Here is a 17,247-nt window from a genome sequence, read left to right on the forward strand (position 1 = left end):
CAATCCTAATGGAGGAGTAGAGAGATGAATCAATTATCGAGTTTTTCTATGAAGAATGTCGCAGCCGTTATCATAATATGTGCGATGTTGTTCGCCGGGGGCGGTTTTGCCGCAACGAGCATTAATCAGGAAACGATGCCGGATATCTCGCTTCCCCTGGTTTTTGTCAGCACGACGTATGTCGCGCCTCCAACAGACGTTATGGAGGACGTGACCAAGCCTCTGGAGAAAGCGATCGTTGGTCTGGAAGGACTTAAAAAAATCACTTCAACTTCCGCCGACAACTTCTCAACGATTCAAGTCGAGCTGGAAAATGGCATGGATCCTGATGATGCGAAGCGGGAAATCGAAAGCATGCTTTCCAATGTCAGGCTTCCTCAAGGCGCTTCCGAGCCTAAAGTGGCCAAATTCGGCTTCAGTTCGATTCCGGTCTACTTCTTGGCCATGAGCGGTCAGAACGGCGTAAACCAGTCTGATCTTGACCGGATCTATAGCGACATCATTGATCCTACTTTGAGCACACTTGATGGGATCGACCGTTTGGACGCCGTAGGGAATCAGGAAGCAACCCTGAATATGAAGCTGAATATGAATGCGCTCATTAACTATGGCTTGACTCCGACACAGGTTTCGCAAAGTATTAGAGCGGCTCTTACGACAAGTCCTGCAGGTTCCGTCGATATTAACGGCAACACGCAAATGGTACGCGTACGAAGCGATTTGAACTCCATCTACGCTCTCGAAAATATGAAAGTCAATACCATGGACGGAAATACGGTCCTGCTGAAGGATATTGCCAAGGTCGAAGCGATTTCTGAATCGACATTCTTGTCCAGATTGAACGGCGAACCTTCGATCAGTTTGACTCTTTATAAAGCTAAAGATGCGAACACCGTTGAATTTGTCAGTAAAGTAGAAACTTTGGTTGCCGGGTGGGAAAAGGAATTTCCTAATGTGAAATTCACCCCTATCATGAACCAGGCAAAAGAAGTAAAGAAGTCCATTAACGGAATGCTGGAAAAAGGTATTCTGGGTGCCTTATTCGCCTCCATCATGATTTTGCTCTTCTTAAAAAATATTCGTATGACCATTATCGTTTTAGTCTCCATTCCCTTATCGATATTAATTACGTTGTTAGTCATGGTGCCTTTGGACATCACCTTGAACATTATGACCCTAGGCGGATTAACCATTGCGATCGGCCGGGTAGTGGACGATAGTATTGTCGTTATTGAGAATATTTACAGCGAGCTGGTTAAGACTCAGGAACGCAACGAATCTGTTATTAAACTGGCTACGTCACAGGTTGCCTCCGCGATCACCTCGTCGACCTTGGCGACGGCCGGCGTCTTCGTACCGGTTGCCTTTGTCGGAGGCATCGTAGGCGAGGTATTCAGACCATTTGCCATTACGATCGCAGCAGCGCTTCTGTCTTCATTACTTGTTGCTTTGACCGTTATTCCAATGCTTGCCAAGCTGCTCGTTCTGAACCATAAGAAGCTTAAACACCATGAGGATCCTAACGGCGGAAGGTTCATGACTAGATATAAGAAGCTCCTCGTCTGGACCCTTGATAATCCTAAGAAAACCCTTCTAGCTTCCGTTCTTTTGTTTGTTGTGACGATTGGGGGAACGGTTCCATTTCTGGGATATGAGTTTATGCCAGAAAACAGTACGGCAAAGGATGTTCAATTTTCGATGAAATTGCCGCGTGAAACGTCTTTCGAATCGATGGATCAAAAGGCTAAAGAAGTGGAGCGGATGCTGCTTGAAGCCAAGGCTCCGAATAATGAACCTGCGTTTACCTTTGTAAATACCATGGTCGGTTTTGACTACGGTGAAGATCGGATTGCTTATCATACCTCGATTATGGCAGCGGCATCCGAAGCATCTGATACGAAAGAGCTGCTGGAAGAGATGAAGGTCAAGATCGCCGAGTTGATGCCGGCGGGCTCAGAGGTAACTGGTAATTTGACCGAAGCAGGCGGTGCTCCTGGAGGCGGCGCGGATTTTATCTACATGCTGAAAGGCGAGGATCTGGATCAGCTCATGATTGGAGCTGAGAGGGTTAAAGATAAAATGCGTGAATTCCCGGAGCTGACGGAGATCGAGGACAGCTTAAGCGAGAAGAAATTGGAGCTTGAAGTCAGGGTCGATCAAAACAAAGCGCGCTTGTACGGCTTGTCTTCCGCTCAAATTCTGGATGGTATCCGGAGCTGGCTGGCAGAAGATAGTATCGGCGATCTTCGATTCGACAACACCGTATTTAATACGAAGGTGATGCTCGACGACGACTTCAAGGACTCACAAAACAAAATAGCACAGTTCCAGATTCAGACGCCGACAGGGGCAACGGTTTATTTGAGCGAGGTGGCTCAGGTCCGTCAAATCGATTCTCCGGCGAGCATTACCCGTGAAAATCAAGAGCAATATGTGAGAATCACAGCATCTATTGAAAGTAAAAACAAGGGCGGCGTAAGTAATACAGTCGGTGCGGCGCTGCAATCGGTTGAGCTTCCGAATGGTGTTCGGACTGAAGTTCAAGGCGTTAGCAACGACATTCAACAAACGATTACGGATATGGTCGTTGCCATGGCCGCTGCGATCGGTATTGTTTATCTGATTATGGTCATTGCCTTTGGTAACGCAAGTGCGCCATTCGTTATCTTGTTCTCGCTCCCTCTGGCCGCTATTGGCGGATTCGTGGGACTAGTGATAACGGGAGAAACGATTAATATCACGTCTTTGATCGGCTTCCTTATGCTGATCGGGGTGGTGGTTACCAATGCGATCGTATTGGTTGACCGCGTACAGCAAAACGTAGTGGCCGGGCATTCCATCCGTGATTCGTTGATTGAAGGGGGAATAAGCCGTTTCCGCCCGATTATCATGACTGCTGGGGCTACGATTACGGCGATGCTGCCTATGGCCCTCGGAGCTGCCGAGGGAGGGCTCATATCGAAAGGGTTATCGGTTGTCGTGATCGGCGGACTAACGACCTCTACTATCCTCACCTTGGTTGTTGTGCCTGTTATGTATGAGCTGGTCGAAGGAGCGAAGCAGCGGGTAAGCAGATTGTTCAAGCGGAAAAAGGAAAAGGCTGCTGCCGTTAAGGCAGAACCTGTGACCCAATAAACCAAGATGTGACCGGTAGTTATAGATAAGGAAAAAGGAGAATCGGCAAATGAATCGGACTTTCAATAAAACAGTCAAACATAGTACCAAGGTAATGGGGGCTGTCGTGATCAGCGCGGCTCTCATTACGGGATGCTCTTCTGATCCGTCGGCCCAGCCCACGGCGAGTGCAGCAGAATCTCAACTGAAGACCGTTAGAGTGGCACCAATTGAGAAGAACAAAATCAGTGAGCCTCTGGAACAGGTTGCGGATGTCATTTCCTCCATACAGCTTGATATCGTCACAAAGGCAGGCGGGGATGTCCGGGAAATTCTGAAAAACCGCGGCGACATGGTGGAAAAAAATGAAGTGATTTTCCGTATGGACCCGACGGATGTGCTCATCCAGAAAGAAAAAGTACAGATTGCTTTGGCTACCGCTCAACAGCAGATGACGAAATCGAGACAAGATTTGGCGAATTCCAAGCAGGACCTCCAAAACGGAATTACCAAGCTTGAACAGTCGATTAGAGACATGGAGAAAGACTATAACAAAATGCGCAACGATTACGACATGGGGCTTGTGACTAAATTCCAGCTGGAGCAAATGGAGTCGCAGCTGAACAACCTTCGCCTCGACCTAGAGAGCTCGAATAATAAGCTGAGGACACTTGAAAGCACGAATTCGTTGGCTCAGCTCGAGCAGGCGGTGCAAACATCGAACGTATCTATGCGCGAGATTGAACGCACGCTTGGAAATATGGAAGTGAAGGCTACCGTCAGCGGCGTTCTGACTGAGCTGCCCATCGAGGTAGGCATGTATCTGAATGGAGGGTTCCGTGCAGCCCAGGTGCAGCAGCTTGACCCGATCAAAATCAAGGCGGAGCTAACGGAGGATGCGGCAAAGCTGGTAAGAGGAAAATCGGAGCTTACCTTCTATATTCCGGGCACGATGGATCAAACGAAAGCCAAGGTGAGCTATCTGGCCGATGTCATGAGCTCCCAGTCAAAATCGTATACGCTGGAGCTTGAGGTCCCGAATGCCGACCGTAAGCTCAGACCAGGGATGAAGGCGCAAATTTTGCTTACAGAGGAAAGCGACCAAATGGTAGTAACTATTCCTTCACTCAGTGTTGTGCGTGAAGGCGGTGAAACCTTCGTGTTTGTGCTCGTGGGTGACCTGGCTGAGAAGCGGAAGGTGGAACTCGGACGAGTGAACGAAACGATTCAAGAAGTCATCTCGGGTGTCAATGAAGGCGAACAGCTCATTATCTCCGGGCAGAACCAATTGAAGGACAAAGAGAAAGTACAACTGGCCAAGTAAATTACAACAGACCCGACAGGAGGAAACTCAATTGAACCACAAGTTGAAAAAAACCGTAGCATCCGTTGTCATTACCGCCTCAATCATGAGCACCGGCTACTCTGCTTTAGCTGCTGAGGCTTCGGAGCCTGCAATAAGCGCACAGAAGGTAGCTACATACAAATTGACCGAAGCTTTGGAAGTGGAAGTTAAAAGCGTGTTGAACGAACGTGTACAGGAAGGAACGCGTTTAGGGGTCGTCATTCGAATGAAGAATAACGGCAATACGGTTACGAGAGTACCGGAATATGAGCTGCGCGTAAAGACGAGCGAAGGGATACAATATACCCTTCAGCCTAGCGGAGTCAATGCCAAAGCGATTCAACCTAAAGCCAACACGGAGCTTAGCTACATGACGGTGATCGATCGTACCGACAGCGTGAGCTTGACAGAGGTTAACTGGACAGACGTGGACGTGTATGTGTATCCGAAGAAAGAGACGCTGATCGCAGCGGCTCCCATTCAAGGAGAAGCGTGGAAAGGCATCGATACGCCGATTACGAATCCAACGGCCGTTAAGAAGTGGTCGGAATCCTTCGTTATTCCATCGGTCATCTCACCGATTCAATATACACCGGTAGGCATTAACAAGGAATCGACCATAGAAGGTACCTTCTATGTAGTACAGTTTCTTGCCTACAATCCGGCGAATAAAAGAGAATCTGTTCCAAATTTCGTTGTGGATGGCAAAACGGATGGCAAGATTTACTCGGGTAAACGGGTAGAGCAGGGTATCGTCGCATTGGAGGCTAAGGAACAAAAATATATCCATTTTGCCATCCCTGTCGATCAGGATGCCGTGCTCACCAGCATAAATATTCTCACACCCGAGACATTCGCTCAGGGCGGTGGAGCAGGAGCTGCGGGAGGGCCGGTTACCTACAATGTCGGACGGTTGAACGTTCTGCTGCCGACCCAAGGGAATATTAATAATCACCAGGCTTATACACTCGGCACGCCTATGAAGTTCGACAGCCTCAGCACCCTCATCCATCCGAATATGGAAGTTTCCGTTGTGGAGCTGCATATGGATGAGAACAAAGTGGAAGGCTTCAATAACGTCACGGCCAAATTTAAACTTGCAAATAAGAGCAATCGTCCGATTGCCGTGCCGAATTTCCATTCGGATATCATGAGCGCCGATGGATATCAGTATAACGGCAGCAAGCAGAACATCACTACGCCATCCGTTCTGCCGAATTCTTCGCTTACGGTCAGCTTTACCTATTCGGTGCCAGCATCTGAGACGGGCAGCGGACTTGCGCTTCGAGTGCTGGATGCCAAGACGGCCGCTCCTCATAAAACAACGATCGCAGCGTATAATGTAGAATTACAAGCTGCTGGAGAGAACAGAGAGTTCAGCGTGTATCCGTTCGATGTGAAGGTGAGAAACTGGACGATCGGCGCACAATTCAATTCGATGACGCTCAGCTATAGCTACAAAGCTAAGTTCTTCTTTGATATTCAGCGACAGCAGCAAGTACAGGTAGATCCGAGCTTCTCCCATTTGCAGTTTGAGTTCTATAATTCTGCAGACAATTTGCTCGGAACGTCAACTGCTTCCTTTATTGGTCTGAACCGGCTTGTATCGGGAGAAAACAACATCAGCATCCCTCAGACGTACGACCAGCTTGGGTTCCCGCTTAAAGTTCGTATCTACGAAGTGTTCAACACGGAGACGGGCGCCGAGGGCAAACGTCTGCTGGGAGAATACAAGCAATAATTCAATCTCTTATTCATTTTATTTAAGTAAGGGGCTGTCCCAAAAGCTATGGCTTTTGGGACAGCCCCTTTATTCTTTCTACGCGATTAGGCCGTTTAAGACGTCTTAAGAAACTGGATTAGTTTGGAAATCCACTGCTCGACAATTCCAGAGTCCGGTCGGGACGAGCTAACGTCTTGAACCTGCATATCTGGTTTTACCGCGAACTTTGTTTCGATGGCTGGCGCTTTCGGTGCAGGTAAGCCGGCTTGATGATAATCGAGCCGATCTGTGTAGAAGCCGTACACTCCAATTCGGTCGAATTTGACCAGCTCAGCCTGATCGTTCGTCGTATGCACGTACACTAAGGCACCCGCTTGGTTTAGTTTGCGAATATAACTTTCATTCGCTCTTTCGAACGGCATTGCTATGGCCGGAACGTTGTTCTTTTTTACAAAATCAACAACCCGATTCTCTGGCAAGCCGGACAAATATAACGAGAAAATGTAAGAGGGAAAACGATGCATCTGCTGCACTTGTTTGATCATCTCCGGGGAATACAGCTCCGGCACGACCCGTTTCAAGATCTCAGGATCCACGGAGCGAGTGATCTCCAAGATTTGCTGGAATTGTTTCTCTATCAGACGTGGATCTGTTTCCTTGGTGTCGGTGATGAGGTAAGAGTCGGGATACTGTTTGAGCAGCAGCACCAAGTCCTCATAGGATAAAGGTTTGAATTCATTTAATATTTTGGTATTTTGGAAGGCTTGAAGTGTCATCGGCTGATCTTTTCTATTCTGGGCTGTCGGCTGCTTCAATAGGGTAGATAAATAATCAGACCAATCGTGACGTGCCACCAGCTGGTCATCCTGCGTCAGAATTAAATCGGCTTCGAATACACGGTGCCCCCTGTTATAGTTGGTTATGAAGGCTTCATACGAATTGGTCACGGACACGGAAGATATTTCGCCCAGCCCGTGAGCGATCAGGCGATAATCCGTCCAAGTACCTTGTGCGTGTGTCACTCCGCCAGGAACAAGCAGAAGACAGATCAGGACGATACAGCCTGCTGTCCAGTCTTTCCATCGGGATAAAGTAAGCAATAACTCCATCTCCTTCTCTCTTTTTCTTTTTATATAACCCGGAGAGAAGAGATTGTAACATGTATTTACTGCTAGAACGTATAAATGGATATCTGTCCCCAAAATAAAAAACCGCCCCATGGGCGGATAAATGGCGGATAATTTACAGTAAGGAGAATTCTCTTATGGGGCTCCATGAGCCGTTCGGTTCCTGCCGCAGCAGGGAGAACCGGTCGATGGTGCACTCCAGGCTCAGCGATGTATTTCTTAAGCTGGAGAGCACGTCGTGCAGCTCGTCGGTTCCAAGCTGCTGAGCAACCGTTACATGCGGCGTATAACTGTAAGGTTTTTCGTTGTCGGATAATAATTCCGTACAAATCCGGTTTCTCAGATCCACCATGGGACCTGGATTGGCCAGAGCCATATAAATGACATGGTTAACGGGATAAAAGGTAGAGAATCGGTTGAAATTCAGCTCGAACGGATCGACCTCTTCTGCTGCACGCTCCAATTGGCTAATGACTCCAACCAGCTGCTCATTGTCCCAAGCTTCTTTATCACGCAGCGTAAGATGGGGTTTAATCAACGGGTAATGGGGATCGTACCTTCTGCGGTAAAGGTCCGCGAATTCTCCGATTTCGGTTGGTGGAAAGACAGCGATGCCATAGAACATATCAATCCCTCCTTTGGTTTTATTATACCCGCTTCAGGTGAATCTTTCCAAGAAAAAAGCCGAGGGAAGAAAAAGACAACAAAAATCCACATTTTTATACAAGCGTTTACATAATATGATATAATGATATGATTTGAGACAAAGGGGTGGGGCCAATGAAACGTCAGGTTCACAGCAATGAAGTCAAGGCCGCGGTATACCAAAAGCTGGAGGAACGCGGAGTCACAATTGAGGATATAGCCCTGATCGTGAGAGAAATGCAGCTGCCTTATGATCCCGGCTTAACGCTGCAGAGTTGTACAGAATCAGTACATGCAGTATTGCAAAAGCGCGAGCTGCAGCATGCGATCTTGGTCGGCATCGAGCTGGACGTACTGGCGGAGAAAGGGCTACTGAGTGAACCGCTTTTGTCCATTGTCCGATCCGATGAAGGTTTGTTCGGTTGTGATGAAACGCTTGCACTCGGCTCCGTTTTCGGCTATGGGAGCATTGCCGTCACCACCTTCGGGCATCTGGACAAGCATAAGATCGGCATTATTCAGCGGCTGGATACTAAAGCGGGCTTCGGTGTTCATACGTTCCTGGATGATCTTGTGGCGAGTATTGCTGCATCCGCATCAAGCCGGATCGCCCATCATAAGCGCGATGCTGATGAGCGGGAAAACGTTGTGCCTTATGTGCCCAAAGCTGATTCGGAAGAGCAGGTTAGTTAAACAACATCCTTTCAAACGGCTCCCCTTATCTGTTATATATTGGATAAGCTTCCTTAGTAAATAAGGGGGCTTTCTTTGGGTTAAGCTACTATAAGAACTTTATCCTCATCTAATATTCAAGCGGAGTGAGAACAATGAACTGGATCTATTGGGGTAAATTGTACGACAGTAAATTTCAAGCCGGCTGCTTAGCGAAGCGGATGGAAGAAGATTGGTGGATATATGGTTATGAATGCCCATCGGAGGTAGAAGTATTCCGGTCCCAAAAAGGACGTTTTGGCGTAAGGTACACGGTATAATTTTATGCTTGACTTAGATGTTTTATTTGGTGTATATTTATTTTTGTCGCTTGTAAGGCGAACCATTAACGCGGGGTGGAGCAGCCCGGTAGCTCGTCGGGCTCATAACCCGAAGGCCGCAGGTTCAAATCCTGCCCCCGCAACCAAATATATTAGGGCCCTTAGCTCAGTTGGTTAGAGCGGTCGGCTCATAACCGATTGGTCGGGGGTTCGAGTCCCTCAGGGCCCACCACATAAGATCATGCCGGAGTGGCGGAATAGGCAGACGCACAGGACTTAAAATCCTGCGGTAGGTGACTACCGTACCGGTTCGACCCCGGTCTTCGGCAGTTCTTAGAATGAATGTGAATAAAGGGTGTTGCTTTGCATGTCAAAGCAACACCCTTTATTCATAGTAATAGAATGGTTCTTCATCGAAAGGGCTTCGAATAGAAGCTTTTTTATATTTTTGGATTTGGAGTGTTTTTTTATCCTCCCACTCATATACTTATATAATCACACAAAGAGGAGGAGGGATTCCATGCCTTCGATTATTTTTGCGCCCATCAAAGTAACCAGCAACTCTGGAGAGCTGGTGTTTGGCGACGTGCTCCAAATTACGCCGAAAAGCACATCCAAAGCGAATGCAGGGTCCGGAGGAAGCAATACCGGTGATTTCAGCGCCACGTTCTCGCTCATCAGTCTTACGAATACAGTCGATCCAGATATAGCCGATTCGAACAATGCAGGCAACAATTAGGCTACATATGCTGACATTGATGCAGTCTTAATTAAAGGCGCAGCCCCTTCGCTCCAAGAGGAACGGACGGGATGCGCTTTTTGGCTTTTACGTAAACCGGATATCGATCTCTTGATACGGGTTCTCGTGGCTTTGCTTTCGCATATGGAACTGCAGAATGCCGTTACGGTAGACTGCTTTGCAGCTTCCAGGAACGACGGGGCTGGCTAGTCGGATCGTCTGGATATTATTGTCCGGCAGCCCCTCTAACCGGATTTGACTCACGTTCAGCAGGGCTCTCAGCTTGCGTGCTTGCGCTTTTTCCGGGACATGCACCTTAACAATGACATTGTTGTGAGTGTCAAATACCTCGGAGTGAAAATGATGCTTGAGCGATGGAGAATCCATGTTGGGCAGCGCTTGCTTCATGACATCCTTCACATAGTTTTCAACCCAAGCCATCGGTTCGCCATCCTTCCCAAGGTTCGACGGCCCGGCAAAAGGCATCTTGCCTCCAAAAAATTGCTCGAAATTTTTCCAATTCATATCAAAGAAGTTTTTATTGTTTTTGCTTCCGTCCATGTTCACCACTCCTTACTGCTTCAAGTATATGAACGCATTACGCAAAGCATAACTCTTGAAGTGGCGCGAAAGAACATACTTCTTGGCGTCCGAACATATAATGAATCAAATCCATAACGGGTAAGGTGTTGCTGTCATGCCGGCCATCGTGGGTGTAATTAAGATTGTGAATGTAGGTACAGGCTCCGTTGTACACATCGGCGACGCAATTCAATTGGCTCCCAAAACGGTAGCCAAAACGTTCGCGGGGGCGGGCTCTTTTAATACCGGAGATCATATTAGAACCTTCAACATGGTAAACTCCACTAATACCTACGATAATGACGTAGCCGATTCCAACGTGATTTCGGCGGATAAGGCAGGTGTCATCTGATCCTATGCAGTTAACCATTCATCAGAATATCGTCATACATCAACTTAAAATCGGCGCAGTGACGAATTCGTCCGTCCTCCAGATCGGTACGGCCGGGACGATCCGCTCCTTGGCGAATTTGTATAATACGGGAGGGTTCACCGGACCTGCTCCTGAATTGGGGGGGACGCCCGCCGCTCCTTCGACCGTGCCTTTCGTGCCGCTTCCTGCACCATCCAGATAAATGGAGGAATATTCGATGAATTCATCCTACTCCGAATCTTACTTTCAACAATTGAACGAATATTTGAGGTGGCAGACGGAACGCATCCGTTATTTGGAGAGCCGTATCGAGCTTATTACGCAGGAGCTGGAATCGCTCAAGAGGCAGCGAGGAGTAACCATTGAGAGGATCGAGTACAAATTCGACCAATTAAAAGTGGAAACCCTGGAAGGCACATTAAACTTAGGCTTGTCCCCGTCCGGTCTTGGAGCTCAGTCATTAGATGACGCTACGGTAGGAGGCAAAGTCATCGGAACTAATACAGCTCGGTCGGAATCCTTTGCCCGCGTACAGAGACAGGTCTATGATTATTTGCGGCAGTCCTGCCCTGAAGAGCTTGCCGGCCTGGAATCAGAGTATGGTATAGAGCTCGGACGAGATTTTGCGGACTTTGTGGTCGGGGATTTACAGGGGCAAGCCGCGCAGCGGATCGAGTACTACTTGGATACGATGGTGGACCCGAAGCAGCCCATCCTGACGCAGGAGCAAGAGCTAAGGATCACCGACAAAGTGATTGGAGATATCCGGCTCGCAATGGAGCAATATGTCATAAAGATGAATCAACAAGGAGGTGCTGCGGATGATTCTAAAGGTAGAAAATAATGCACTGAACGTCGGGAGTGTGAAAGTGACAGCTGTGGCCAGTTCCTCCATACTTCTCATTGGCGACACACAGGTAATCACTTTGTCCAGTGTGTTCGATACCCCGCCGGAGTCGCTCATTATCGGACCTCTTGAACCATTGTCTCCAGAGGAATAAGCATGGCACTCCCGGTTCGAACCTCCGTCGTGAATCGAGTCATGATTTACAGTATCGGCTATGCGTCCTTCTTTAATGTAGGCGATATTGGTGATTTCTCGCCGGTGACGTTCGCTTTAGCTGTCCAACGGGAGATTCCCGTATTCTACGGTAATGAGGGGAATTTAAGATCGTACCCGCTGTTTACGAGTCCGATCCCGCTCCCGAAGGGAGAAAGTGGGGCACGCATGACGGTAAATCACGCCGTTCCGGTCATACGGGTCAATGACGTTGAGGTACTGGCTGTTTCCACATCCTCTATAGTGCAGATCGGTTCCATCAAGTCCATACGGGCAGAATCTCGTATTAAGCATATTCGGCAGCTGCTCCGCGGTCTGCCGCCCAGGTAGGCACAAGAGACCCCTCAGAGGAGGTCTCTTGCGGCATTTTAGTACACATGAGGATAGCCAGCCGGGTACATCGGGTGCGTTTGGTAAGGGGGAAACGCTTCGCCGACCTCCCAGGATTCAACGATTTGTCTAGCCGTATAGAAATCATACCCGCGTCCCAATAAATAACTGATAGCCGCCGCCTCATACATGGCGTGATGAACCGATGTTTTAGGCGCCTCATACAAGCTGTGGTGAACTGCCGGCATAACCACTCTCAATACGTAATCCCGATCCATTCCGAAGCCACGTCCTTCCAAGAGAAAAGTTAGTCTTGCTTACATCCATACTATATTCGCCTACGGGCCAAATGCCCTCGGGCTCCAGCCCAAATTTGTTTTATGATATAATAGATTAGAGTAGAGTAGGATGGATGGAGTGAAGGGAGAGGAAATGCATTGGCACGAAGAAAGGTGGAGCATGTCGGTGTCATGGTGAAGGACATCGACGCTTCGGTACAATTTTATAAGGAAGTGGTCGGGCTCGAGCTGAAGGATACGCTTGATCATTCGAACGGTGTGATCAAGCTTGCTTTTCTGGGCTTCGGGCAGGCCGGCGAGACAGAGCTGGAGCTGATTCAAGGCTACAACGACGGTCTTCCGCAAGAGGGTAAGGTGCACCACTTGGCATTCACTGTGGATGATATTGAAGAAGAGTGGGCCCGGATCGGTGAGATGGACGTTCGGCTCATCGATCAAGAAATTACTACACTGCCTAATGGATCCAGGTATTTTTTCTTCTACGGACCGGACGGCGAATGGATCGAGTTTTTCGAGTCCACCCGCTCAACCTGACGTATGAAGAACGCTAATTCTTTGGATAATGAGAGAATCAATTGCTTTTTGTGCAAGCACTTTTATGTTACATGGGACCCGAGCTTCCCCAGAGGCTGCCGACTTTACGAATTCAAGACGAGCGAGCTGCCTTCGGCAGTGGTCAAGCGGTCTTCGGGAAAGCCGTGCATGGCGTTTGAGAAAAAACAATAAAGCTGCGGGAGAGTATAGTTATGCTGTTCAGCAAGAGTCAAAAGAAACTGATATTGGAAGTTTTACTTAAAGAGAGACGGCGGTTGTTTTCCAAGCATAAAGGAGAGCTCCTCGATCAAACGATAGCCGACTTATCGCAAATGGTGCGTAACGAAGATATCAATATTACCGAGCCGAAGGATAACTCCATTGATTGGAGCTCCCGGCGAAAGAAACGGAAATAGTGAGTTCTCATGAAATAAGGCATCCCGCCCGGGATGCCTTATTTCGTAAACCAACGGATCAAATACATCCCGAGGGATAATACGACACTGATCACAATGCATGTGACGATCGGGAAATAAAATTTCACATTCTCCTTCTCCACGACAATGTCGCCGGGAAGCCGGCCGAGATTCAAAAATTTGCCGCCTACGGACCAGAGCAGCCCGACCACAATCATGACCACTCCGCCCCAGATCAATAACTTGGGAATTGAATCCATGCTTGCCGCCCCTTATTTAGTAATCAGCTTTAACTTCACCGCTTGTTCTTCCGTTAAAATGAACTCTTCATTAGGCCAGAACTCCTCATCCTTATCTCTGCCGAAAAGCTTGAGCAGTTCAATCCAAACTCCCTTTTCCATCGCTTCGGATGCAGAAATCATAATTTTCATAGGAATCGCCTCCTAATTAGCGGTATATGCTTATTTTACACTAAAATCAATGTTAAAAAACACCATCTTTGAATAGGGAACATTAAATAGGTTTCTTACGTCTTATCATATAGACAGTAATTGAATACAAGAGGAGACTGTGTTGATGAAACAGAGATGTAAGGTGTTCATGTTCCTACTGCCTTTGTTTTGGATAGGGATGTCCTATATAAAGCCAACCATGGCCTGCGCATGTGCAGGGGAGGATCCAGAGCCCACTCTTGCCGACTGGTTGTATGTTTCCGCAGGTAGTATTGGAATCGCCGGAATGGTGATCTTGACCGCTGTACTAACCGTAAGGGCAGGAATGGCTCACAGCAAAAAAGACGGGAAGGCTCCCGTCAACGAATGAATGATGCTTGGCTTAGGCTGTGGCTGATTTTTGAAGTTCGTTCTGATCGGTACTAGCCCCAGTCTTACATATTCCGGCGCTATACATCGTGGAGTTCATGTAATGAAAGCCGGTTTTAAAAATGACCTCATTCTTCGTTGATAAAGAAGGGTGCACCTGATTACATGCTATACAATAGTACATAATAATCTCCTTTCGCGCCGATGTGACATTTATAGACATATTATATGCCCGAAATTGTGATTTAAGACACAATTTATTTTGAATATTTTCTAAAGTTTTATTTAGAACTTTGCATAGAGGAGGAAAGAGATGGATACTTGGTGAATAACACTTATATCTTGGATTGAATTGATAATAATTCTTGACTTTTTTTTATGAGATTGGTATTATTAATAACGTCCAAACGAAATTAATATCATGACTTGTTAGCTCAGCTGGGAGAGCACCATCTTGACAGGGTGGGGGTCAGTGGTTCGAGCCCACTACAGGTCATACCGTGAAAGTCCTTGTGCAGCAAGGGCTTTTCGCTTTTTTTAGGGCAGTGTACATGGTGAGGCTATATCACATTTAAAACCAATGAAAGATTATGATTTGCACAGTTTCGAGCCGTCAAATGTTAAATCCAAACAAGCAATTGATAAATGGAAGAGTTGGGCCTCAAGAAAGTAGAGCACAATCCAATATTGACTCTTTGATTAACCCCTGGTGTTAATTGTTCAATAGGGGGAACTCATTCTTTCATAAAGGCTTCAGTTATTAGGCGGCTGTTTCAATGTTTTTGATTCAATTCATTTAAACTGGGGTAATAAAAAGTAGTGGGAAGTGGTGATGGTGACCGAAAGGTTGGTTGAATAACCATGAAATCACTAAAGAGGATGAAACGAAGATTTCTTCGGGTCCTTTCAGGTAAGATTCCCTAGCGGTTGGAAAATAGCTTAGTTACTATTAACGTTTGCAAGTTAAATAACATGATCACGTCTTCCCATAGAAAACCCTACGGTTAAAATCGTAGGGTTTTCGCTTTGTTCCATCTATTCAGGTGCTGCGATTCATATCTAGATCTAATCGTTAACAAACGGCTATCATTGATTTTGAATGTCAAAAAGCAGCTCGCCCGTGAGGAACGGCTGCTTTTTGGTTTTTTAGTTACTTTTACCATTACAGAGTCCCCATTTTCTAAAAATCTAGACTTTAGCCGGGCTCTCAAAAAGGGATACCATTAATCGAAGAACGTAAGGTTGTTTTTGAAATATAAATTTAGGAATTCTTCCATCCCAGTCGGGCAAACTATGTTCTGGGAATGCGCTGGCAAAACGCTGCTCTTCCTTATCACAAAACGAGGGAGTGAGATTTGGATGACTGAAAAAAACAATAATCGGAACGGTGCTGGTGATCGCAACACGACCGATACGGCTGGCATCGACACCGGTGAAGCTGTGGGAACCGTAGGCGGTGCAACCGCAGGCGCTGTTGTGGGTTCCCTTTTGGGACCGCTTGGCACTGTTGCAGGTGGCATCGTCGGCGCAGCGTTGGGCAACGAAATGGGTGAGGGTATCGGGGGTGCCAATAACAACGCGAAAAACGCGCGTGATGCTGGAGGTAACGGCGGCGCCACAACACCGGATCAAAAAGAATAAACAGCGCTAGAACCAACCTACTAGTGAGGAAAAGCAGGGCGCAGGGGCAACCCTGTGCCCACTTATTTATTGGGCAGCACTTCAATGAGGACCACACCAAATGGTCTATTTTAGTGTTTACTAATCCACTAATTCGCAGGATAACGAATGAAGACGAGGCCAAAATTCTTAGCTCCATGTGACCCACATTGTGGTAATATAAAAAACAAATCATGGATTTACTACAAAAAATAGCGTGGTCAGTTGCGATCCCTTCATTTCTGCACATCCATAAGCTTTATTTTATAAGATATTTTAGGAATAGGAATAGGAATAGGAATATAAATAGAATTATTACGGGGGAAAAGGGTGGCAAAGGCAAAGGTAGCAAAGCGGCCAACGAGGGATGAATTTGTTTTAGAGGAGATAAGAAATCAACATAATGAGAGTAGATTATCCACGGGATTAGATCCGGGGTTTTTTATGACAAGATAAAACGTAAAATTTTATACTGAGATTGGTGATAAAACTGCAATGTCTTTATTACTAGGAGGTTATCATTATTGAATAATTCAAAAAGGATTCGGACTACTATTGTATTATTATTTGGTTTGTTATTTATCTTCTTTGTGATTTCAAGTGCGTATTTGATAATGACGGACAAAGACAATTATAACTTGAGTTGGATGATGTTTATGGCTCTAATGTTTTTTGGACTAACCCTAGGAAATGTAGTTGCATTATTAATGAAAAGAAAGAAAAAAATGCCCTGGGTATAATAAATCTGAGGCCAGTGGATTGAGCTTATAGCAACGAAAAAAGGAGCCACTACCACTACGAGTGCCTCCCTTTTCCGGAACATGATGACAGCACCTTTCTAGTTAGCCAGCTCAACGATCATCACTATGAGCGTGAGCAAAGCGATGAGTTCTGATCTACTCATTCAGTTCTCCTCCATCTTGATAGGATGGCTCTCCAGTCCGGCTTCCCCTCTCCCAAGGAGAATCATTACGTTCTATTAAATGCTTATGCAGGTGGAGAAAATAAGATGACATGACTATATTTTTAATATAGGAAATCCGTTGAATAACAGATTTACCTACCTGAAAGAAAGGGGTTGCTTAGTATTGTCCAGAACCATTGAATTTACTGAAACGAGTTTAATATTAAATCTAAATGGATTAAAGAGTTTGGCGGCTTTAAGACGTAAAGTTGAAATTCCATATTCAGCAATACAAAAAGTAAATACTGAGGACTTCAAAATATCTTTGCTCTCATTTAGAGTAGGCACCTCTATATTCGATATTAGACAGGGACGATTTATGCTGACAGACAAATGGTCGTTTATTTCATATGAGAATCATAAAGATGTAATTGTTTTAACACTGAACAACCATGAATTTGAAAAGGTTGTTTTCCAAATTCATAACCCCGAAGAAGTTAAGAATCAAATTATAGAACGAATTACCGGATAAATGGCTGATGTTTGATGAGGGGACCTTCAGAAAACCTCGAAATAGATCCACT

The 17,247-nt window shown here is 46.5% G+C and carries 22 protein-coding genes, 4 tRNA genes and 1 pseudogene; 21 read left to right on the plus strand and 6 right to left on the minus strand.

The window, feature by feature from the left end:
* Positions 1-24 precede the first annotated feature (24 nt).
* The 3 genes from JOE45_RS01500 to JOE45_RS01510 are packed head-to-tail and all read left to right on the plus strand — an operon-like array spanning position 25 to position 6,200.
* Positions 25-3,135: an efflux RND transporter permease subunit gene (locus JOE45_RS01500; protein ID WP_210021863.1), complete on the plus strand. Its 3,111-nt coding sequence runs from the start codon at positions 25-27 to the stop codon at positions 3,133-3,135.
* Between the two features lie 49 nt (positions 3,136-3,184).
* Positions 3,185-4,438, plus strand: coding sequence for an efflux RND transporter periplasmic adaptor subunit (locus JOE45_RS01505; RefSeq protein ID WP_210021862.1), 1,254 nt, complete (start codon positions 3,185-3,187; stop codon positions 4,436-4,438).
* A gap of 31 nt (positions 4,439-4,469) precedes the next feature.
* On the plus strand, positions 4,470-6,200 hold the full coding sequence (locus JOE45_RS01510; protein WP_210021861.1) for a hypothetical protein: 1,731 nt from the start codon (positions 4,470-4,472) through the stop codon (positions 6,198-6,200).
* 95 nt (positions 6,201-6,295) lie between these two features.
* Here JOE45_RS01510 and JOE45_RS01515 read toward each other — a convergent pair whose 3' ends face one another.
* Positions 6,296-7,282 carry a phosphatidylinositol-specific phospholipase C/glycerophosphodiester phosphodiesterase family protein gene (locus tag JOE45_RS01515; RefSeq protein WP_210021860.1) on the minus strand — a complete coding sequence of 329 codons (987 nt, stop codon included), beginning with the start codon at positions 7,280-7,282 and terminating at the stop codon, positions 6,296-6,298.
* 142 nt (positions 7,283-7,424) lie between these two features.
* Positions 7,425-7,934: a 2'-5' RNA ligase family protein gene (locus JOE45_RS01520; protein ID WP_210021859.1), complete on the minus strand. Its 510-nt coding sequence runs from the start codon at positions 7,932-7,934 to the stop codon at positions 7,425-7,427.
* 155 nt (positions 7,935-8,089) lie between these two features.
* On the opposite strand from JOE45_RS01520, the gene JOE45_RS01525 reads away from it, so the two are divergent.
* The 6 genes from JOE45_RS01525 to JOE45_RS01550 all read left to right on the plus strand — a co-directional run bounded on the left by JOE45_RS01525 (position 8,090) and on the right by JOE45_RS01550 (position 9,685).
* Complete coding sequence (locus JOE45_RS01525) at positions 8,090-8,647, plus strand: phosphatidylglycerophosphatase A family protein (protein WP_210021858.1); 558 nt, start codon at positions 8,090-8,092, stop codon at positions 8,645-8,647.
* A gap of 134 nt (positions 8,648-8,781) precedes the next feature.
* On the plus strand, positions 8,782-8,946 hold the full coding sequence (locus JOE45_RS01530; protein WP_210021857.1) for a hypothetical protein: 165 nt from the start codon (positions 8,782-8,784) through the stop codon (positions 8,944-8,946).
* Between the two features lie 69 nt (positions 8,947-9,015).
* Positions 9,016-9,092 (plus strand) — tRNA-Met (locus JOE45_RS01535).
* Between the two features lie 9 nt (positions 9,093-9,101).
* Positions 9,102-9,178 (plus strand) — tRNA-Ile (locus tag JOE45_RS01540).
* Between the two features lie 11 nt (positions 9,179-9,189).
* Positions 9,190-9,275, plus strand: a tRNA-Leu gene (locus JOE45_RS01545).
* 191 nt (positions 9,276-9,466) lie between these two features.
* A complete protein-coding gene (locus JOE45_RS01550; protein ID WP_210021856.1) occupies positions 9,467-9,685 on the plus strand; it encodes a spore germination protein in 219 nt (72 codons plus the stop codon).
* A gap of 87 nt (positions 9,686-9,772) precedes the next feature.
* On the opposite strand, the gene JOE45_RS01555 is transcribed toward JOE45_RS01550, so the two are convergent.
* Positions 9,773-10,246, minus strand: a complete 474-nt coding sequence (locus tag JOE45_RS01555) for an Hsp20/alpha crystallin family protein (RefSeq protein WP_210021855.1) — start codon at positions 10,244-10,246, stop codon at positions 9,773-9,775.
* A gap of 136 nt (positions 10,247-10,382) precedes the next feature.
* Between JOE45_RS01555 and JOE45_RS01560 the strand changes: the two genes are divergently transcribed.
* Genes JOE45_RS01560 through JOE45_RS01580 form a run of 5 tightly spaced genes read left to right on the plus strand, consistent with a single transcriptional unit; the run spans position 10,383 to position 12,030 of the window.
* Entirely contained in the window at positions 10,383-10,619 is a 237-nt protein-coding gene (locus tag JOE45_RS01560) for a spore germination protein (RefSeq protein WP_210021854.1), read from the plus strand.
* A 4-nt stretch (positions 10,620-10,623) separates the two neighbouring features.
* Entirely contained in the window at positions 10,624-10,842 is a 219-nt protein-coding gene (locus JOE45_RS01565; RefSeq protein ID WP_210021853.1) for a spore germination protein GerPB, read from the plus strand.
* A 15-nt stretch (positions 10,843-10,857) separates the two neighbouring features.
* Positions 10,858-11,484, plus strand: coding sequence for a spore germination protein GerPC (gene gerPC / locus JOE45_RS01570; protein WP_210021852.1), 627 nt, complete (start codon positions 10,858-10,860; stop codon positions 11,482-11,484).
* The gene (locus tag JOE45_RS01575) at positions 11,462-11,641 is read left to right on the plus strand and encodes a spore gernimation protein GerPD (RefSeq protein ID WP_210021851.1); all 180 of its coding nucleotides are present in this window, start codon (positions 11,462-11,464) and stop codon (positions 11,639-11,641) included. Before gerPC ends, JOE45_RS01575 begins: the two co-directional genes overlap by 23 nt.
* Before the next feature lie 2 nt (positions 11,642-11,643).
* A complete protein-coding gene (locus JOE45_RS01580; protein WP_210021850.1) occupies positions 11,644-12,030 on the plus strand; it encodes a spore germination protein GerPE in 387 nt (128 codons plus the stop codon).
* A 38-nt stretch (positions 12,031-12,068) separates the two neighbouring features.
* Here the strand turns inward: JOE45_RS01580 and JOE45_RS01585 are convergent, their stop codons facing one another.
* Positions 12,069-12,308: a hypothetical protein gene (locus JOE45_RS01585; protein WP_210021849.1), complete on the minus strand. Its 240-nt coding sequence runs from the start codon at positions 12,306-12,308 to the stop codon at positions 12,069-12,071.
* A 159-nt stretch (positions 12,309-12,467) separates the two neighbouring features.
* On the opposite strand from JOE45_RS01585, the gene JOE45_RS01590 reads away from it, so the two are divergent.
* Both JOE45_RS01590 and JOE45_RS01595 read left to right on the plus strand, forming a co-directional pair.
* Positions 12,468-12,863, plus strand: coding sequence for a VOC family protein (locus JOE45_RS01590; protein ID WP_210021848.1), 396 nt, complete (start codon positions 12,468-12,470; stop codon positions 12,861-12,863).
* Between the two features lie 212 nt (positions 12,864-13,075).
* On the plus strand, positions 13,076-13,279 hold the full coding sequence (locus JOE45_RS01595; RefSeq protein ID WP_210021847.1) for a hypothetical protein: 204 nt from the start codon (positions 13,076-13,078) through the stop codon (positions 13,277-13,279).
* 38 nt (positions 13,280-13,317) lie between these two features.
* On the opposite strand, the gene JOE45_RS01600 is transcribed toward JOE45_RS01595, so the two are convergent.
* Both JOE45_RS01600 and JOE45_RS01605 read right to left on the minus strand, forming a co-directional pair.
* Positions 13,318-13,539 carry a DUF2905 domain-containing protein gene (locus tag JOE45_RS01600; RefSeq protein ID WP_210021846.1) on the minus strand — a complete coding sequence of 74 codons (222 nt, stop codon included), beginning with the start codon at positions 13,537-13,539 and terminating at the stop codon, positions 13,318-13,320.
* Positions 13,540-13,551: 12 nt separating this feature from the next.
* Positions 13,552-13,710, minus strand: a complete 159-nt coding sequence (locus tag JOE45_RS01605) for a hypothetical protein (RefSeq protein ID WP_210021845.1) — start codon at positions 13,708-13,710, stop codon at positions 13,552-13,554.
* Between the two features lie 145 nt (positions 13,711-13,855).
* Between JOE45_RS01605 and JOE45_RS01610 the strand changes: the two genes are divergently transcribed.
* From JOE45_RS01610 to JOE45_RS01630, 5 genes and pseudogenes are all read left to right on the plus strand, one after another.
* Complete coding sequence (locus JOE45_RS01610) at positions 13,856-14,101, plus strand: hypothetical protein (RefSeq protein ID WP_210021844.1); 246 nt, start codon at positions 13,856-13,858, stop codon at positions 14,099-14,101.
* Between the two features lie 422 nt (positions 14,102-14,523).
* Positions 14,524-14,596 (plus strand) — tRNA-Val (locus JOE45_RS01620).
* Positions 14,597-15,459: 863 nt separating this feature from the next.
* On the plus strand, positions 15,460-15,741 hold the full coding sequence (locus JOE45_RS01625; RefSeq protein WP_210021842.1) for a glycine zipper 2TM domain-containing protein: 282 nt from the start codon (positions 15,460-15,462) through the stop codon (positions 15,739-15,741).
* 348 nt (positions 15,742-16,089) lie between these two features.
* Positions 16,090-16,173: pseudogene (locus JOE45_RS23315) on the plus strand (YolD-like family protein); the annotation flags it as partial.
* 674 nt (positions 16,174-16,847) lie between these two features.
* Positions 16,848-17,195, plus strand: a complete 348-nt coding sequence (locus JOE45_RS01630; protein ID WP_210021841.1) for a hypothetical protein — start codon at positions 16,848-16,850, stop codon at positions 17,193-17,195.
* Positions 17,196-17,247: the final 52 nt, after the last annotated feature.

It is taken from the genome of Paenibacillus sp. PvR098, assembly GCF_017833255.1.
GTDB lineage: Bacteria > Bacillota > Bacilli > Paenibacillales > NBRC-103111 > Paenibacillus_G.

Excerpts from the sequence above, each read along its gene's own strand:
- JOE45_RS01500 (WP_210021863.1), top strand. The coding sequence starts at position 25 with ATGAATCAATTATCGAGTTTTTCTATGAAGAATGTCGCAGCCGTTATC.
- JOE45_RS01505 (WP_210021862.1), top strand. The coding sequence starts at position 3,185 with ATGAATCGGACTTTCAATAAAACAGTCAAACATAGTACCAAGGTAATG.
- JOE45_RS01520 (WP_210021859.1), bottom strand. The coding sequence starts at position 7,934 with ATGTTCTATGGCATCGCTGTCTTTCCACCAACCGAAATCGGAGAATTC.
- JOE45_RS01525 (WP_210021858.1), top strand. The coding sequence starts at position 8,090 with ATGAAACGTCAGGTTCACAGCAATGAAGTCAAGGCCGCGGTATACCAA.
- JOE45_RS01530 (WP_210021857.1), top strand. The coding sequence starts at position 8,782 with ATGAACTGGATCTATTGGGGTAAATTGTACGACAGTAAATTTCAAGCC.
- JOE45_RS01550 (WP_210021856.1), top strand. The coding sequence starts at position 9,467 with ATGCCTTCGATTATTTTTGCGCCCATCAAAGTAACCAGCAACTCTGGA.
- JOE45_RS01555 (WP_210021855.1), bottom strand. The coding sequence starts at position 10,246 with ATGGACGGAAGCAAAAACAATAAAAACTTCTTTGATATGAATTGGAAA.
- JOE45_RS01560 (WP_210021854.1), top strand. The coding sequence starts at position 10,383 with ATGCCGGCCATCGTGGGTGTAATTAAGATTGTGAATGTAGGTACAGGC.
- JOE45_RS01565 (WP_210021853.1), top strand. The coding sequence starts at position 10,624 with ATGCAGTTAACCATTCATCAGAATATCGTCATACATCAACTTAAAATC.
- gerPC (WP_210021852.1), top strand. The coding sequence starts at position 10,858 with ATGAATTCATCCTACTCCGAATCTTACTTTCAACAATTGAACGAATAT.
- JOE45_RS01575 (WP_210021851.1), top strand. The coding sequence starts at position 11,462 with ATGATTCTAAAGGTAGAAAATAATGCACTGAACGTCGGGAGTGTGAAA.
- JOE45_RS01580 (WP_210021850.1), top strand. The coding sequence starts at position 11,644 with ATGGCACTCCCGGTTCGAACCTCCGTCGTGAATCGAGTCATGATTTAC.
- JOE45_RS01585 (WP_210021849.1), bottom strand. The coding sequence starts at position 12,308 with ATGGATCGGGATTACGTATTGAGAGTGGTTATGCCGGCAGTTCACCAC.
- JOE45_RS01595 (WP_210021847.1), top strand. The coding sequence starts at position 13,076 with ATGCTGTTCAGCAAGAGTCAAAAGAAACTGATATTGGAAGTTTTACTT.
- JOE45_RS01600 (WP_210021846.1), bottom strand. The coding sequence starts at position 13,539 with ATGGATTCAATTCCCAAGTTATTGATCTGGGGCGGAGTGGTCATGATT.
- JOE45_RS01605 (WP_210021845.1), bottom strand. The coding sequence starts at position 13,710 with ATGAAAATTATGATTTCTGCATCCGAAGCGATGGAAAAGGGAGTTTGG.
- JOE45_RS01610 (WP_210021844.1), top strand. The coding sequence starts at position 13,856 with ATGAAACAGAGATGTAAGGTGTTCATGTTCCTACTGCCTTTGTTTTGG.
- JOE45_RS01625 (WP_210021842.1), top strand. The coding sequence starts at position 15,460 with ATGACTGAAAAAAACAATAATCGGAACGGTGCTGGTGATCGCAACACG.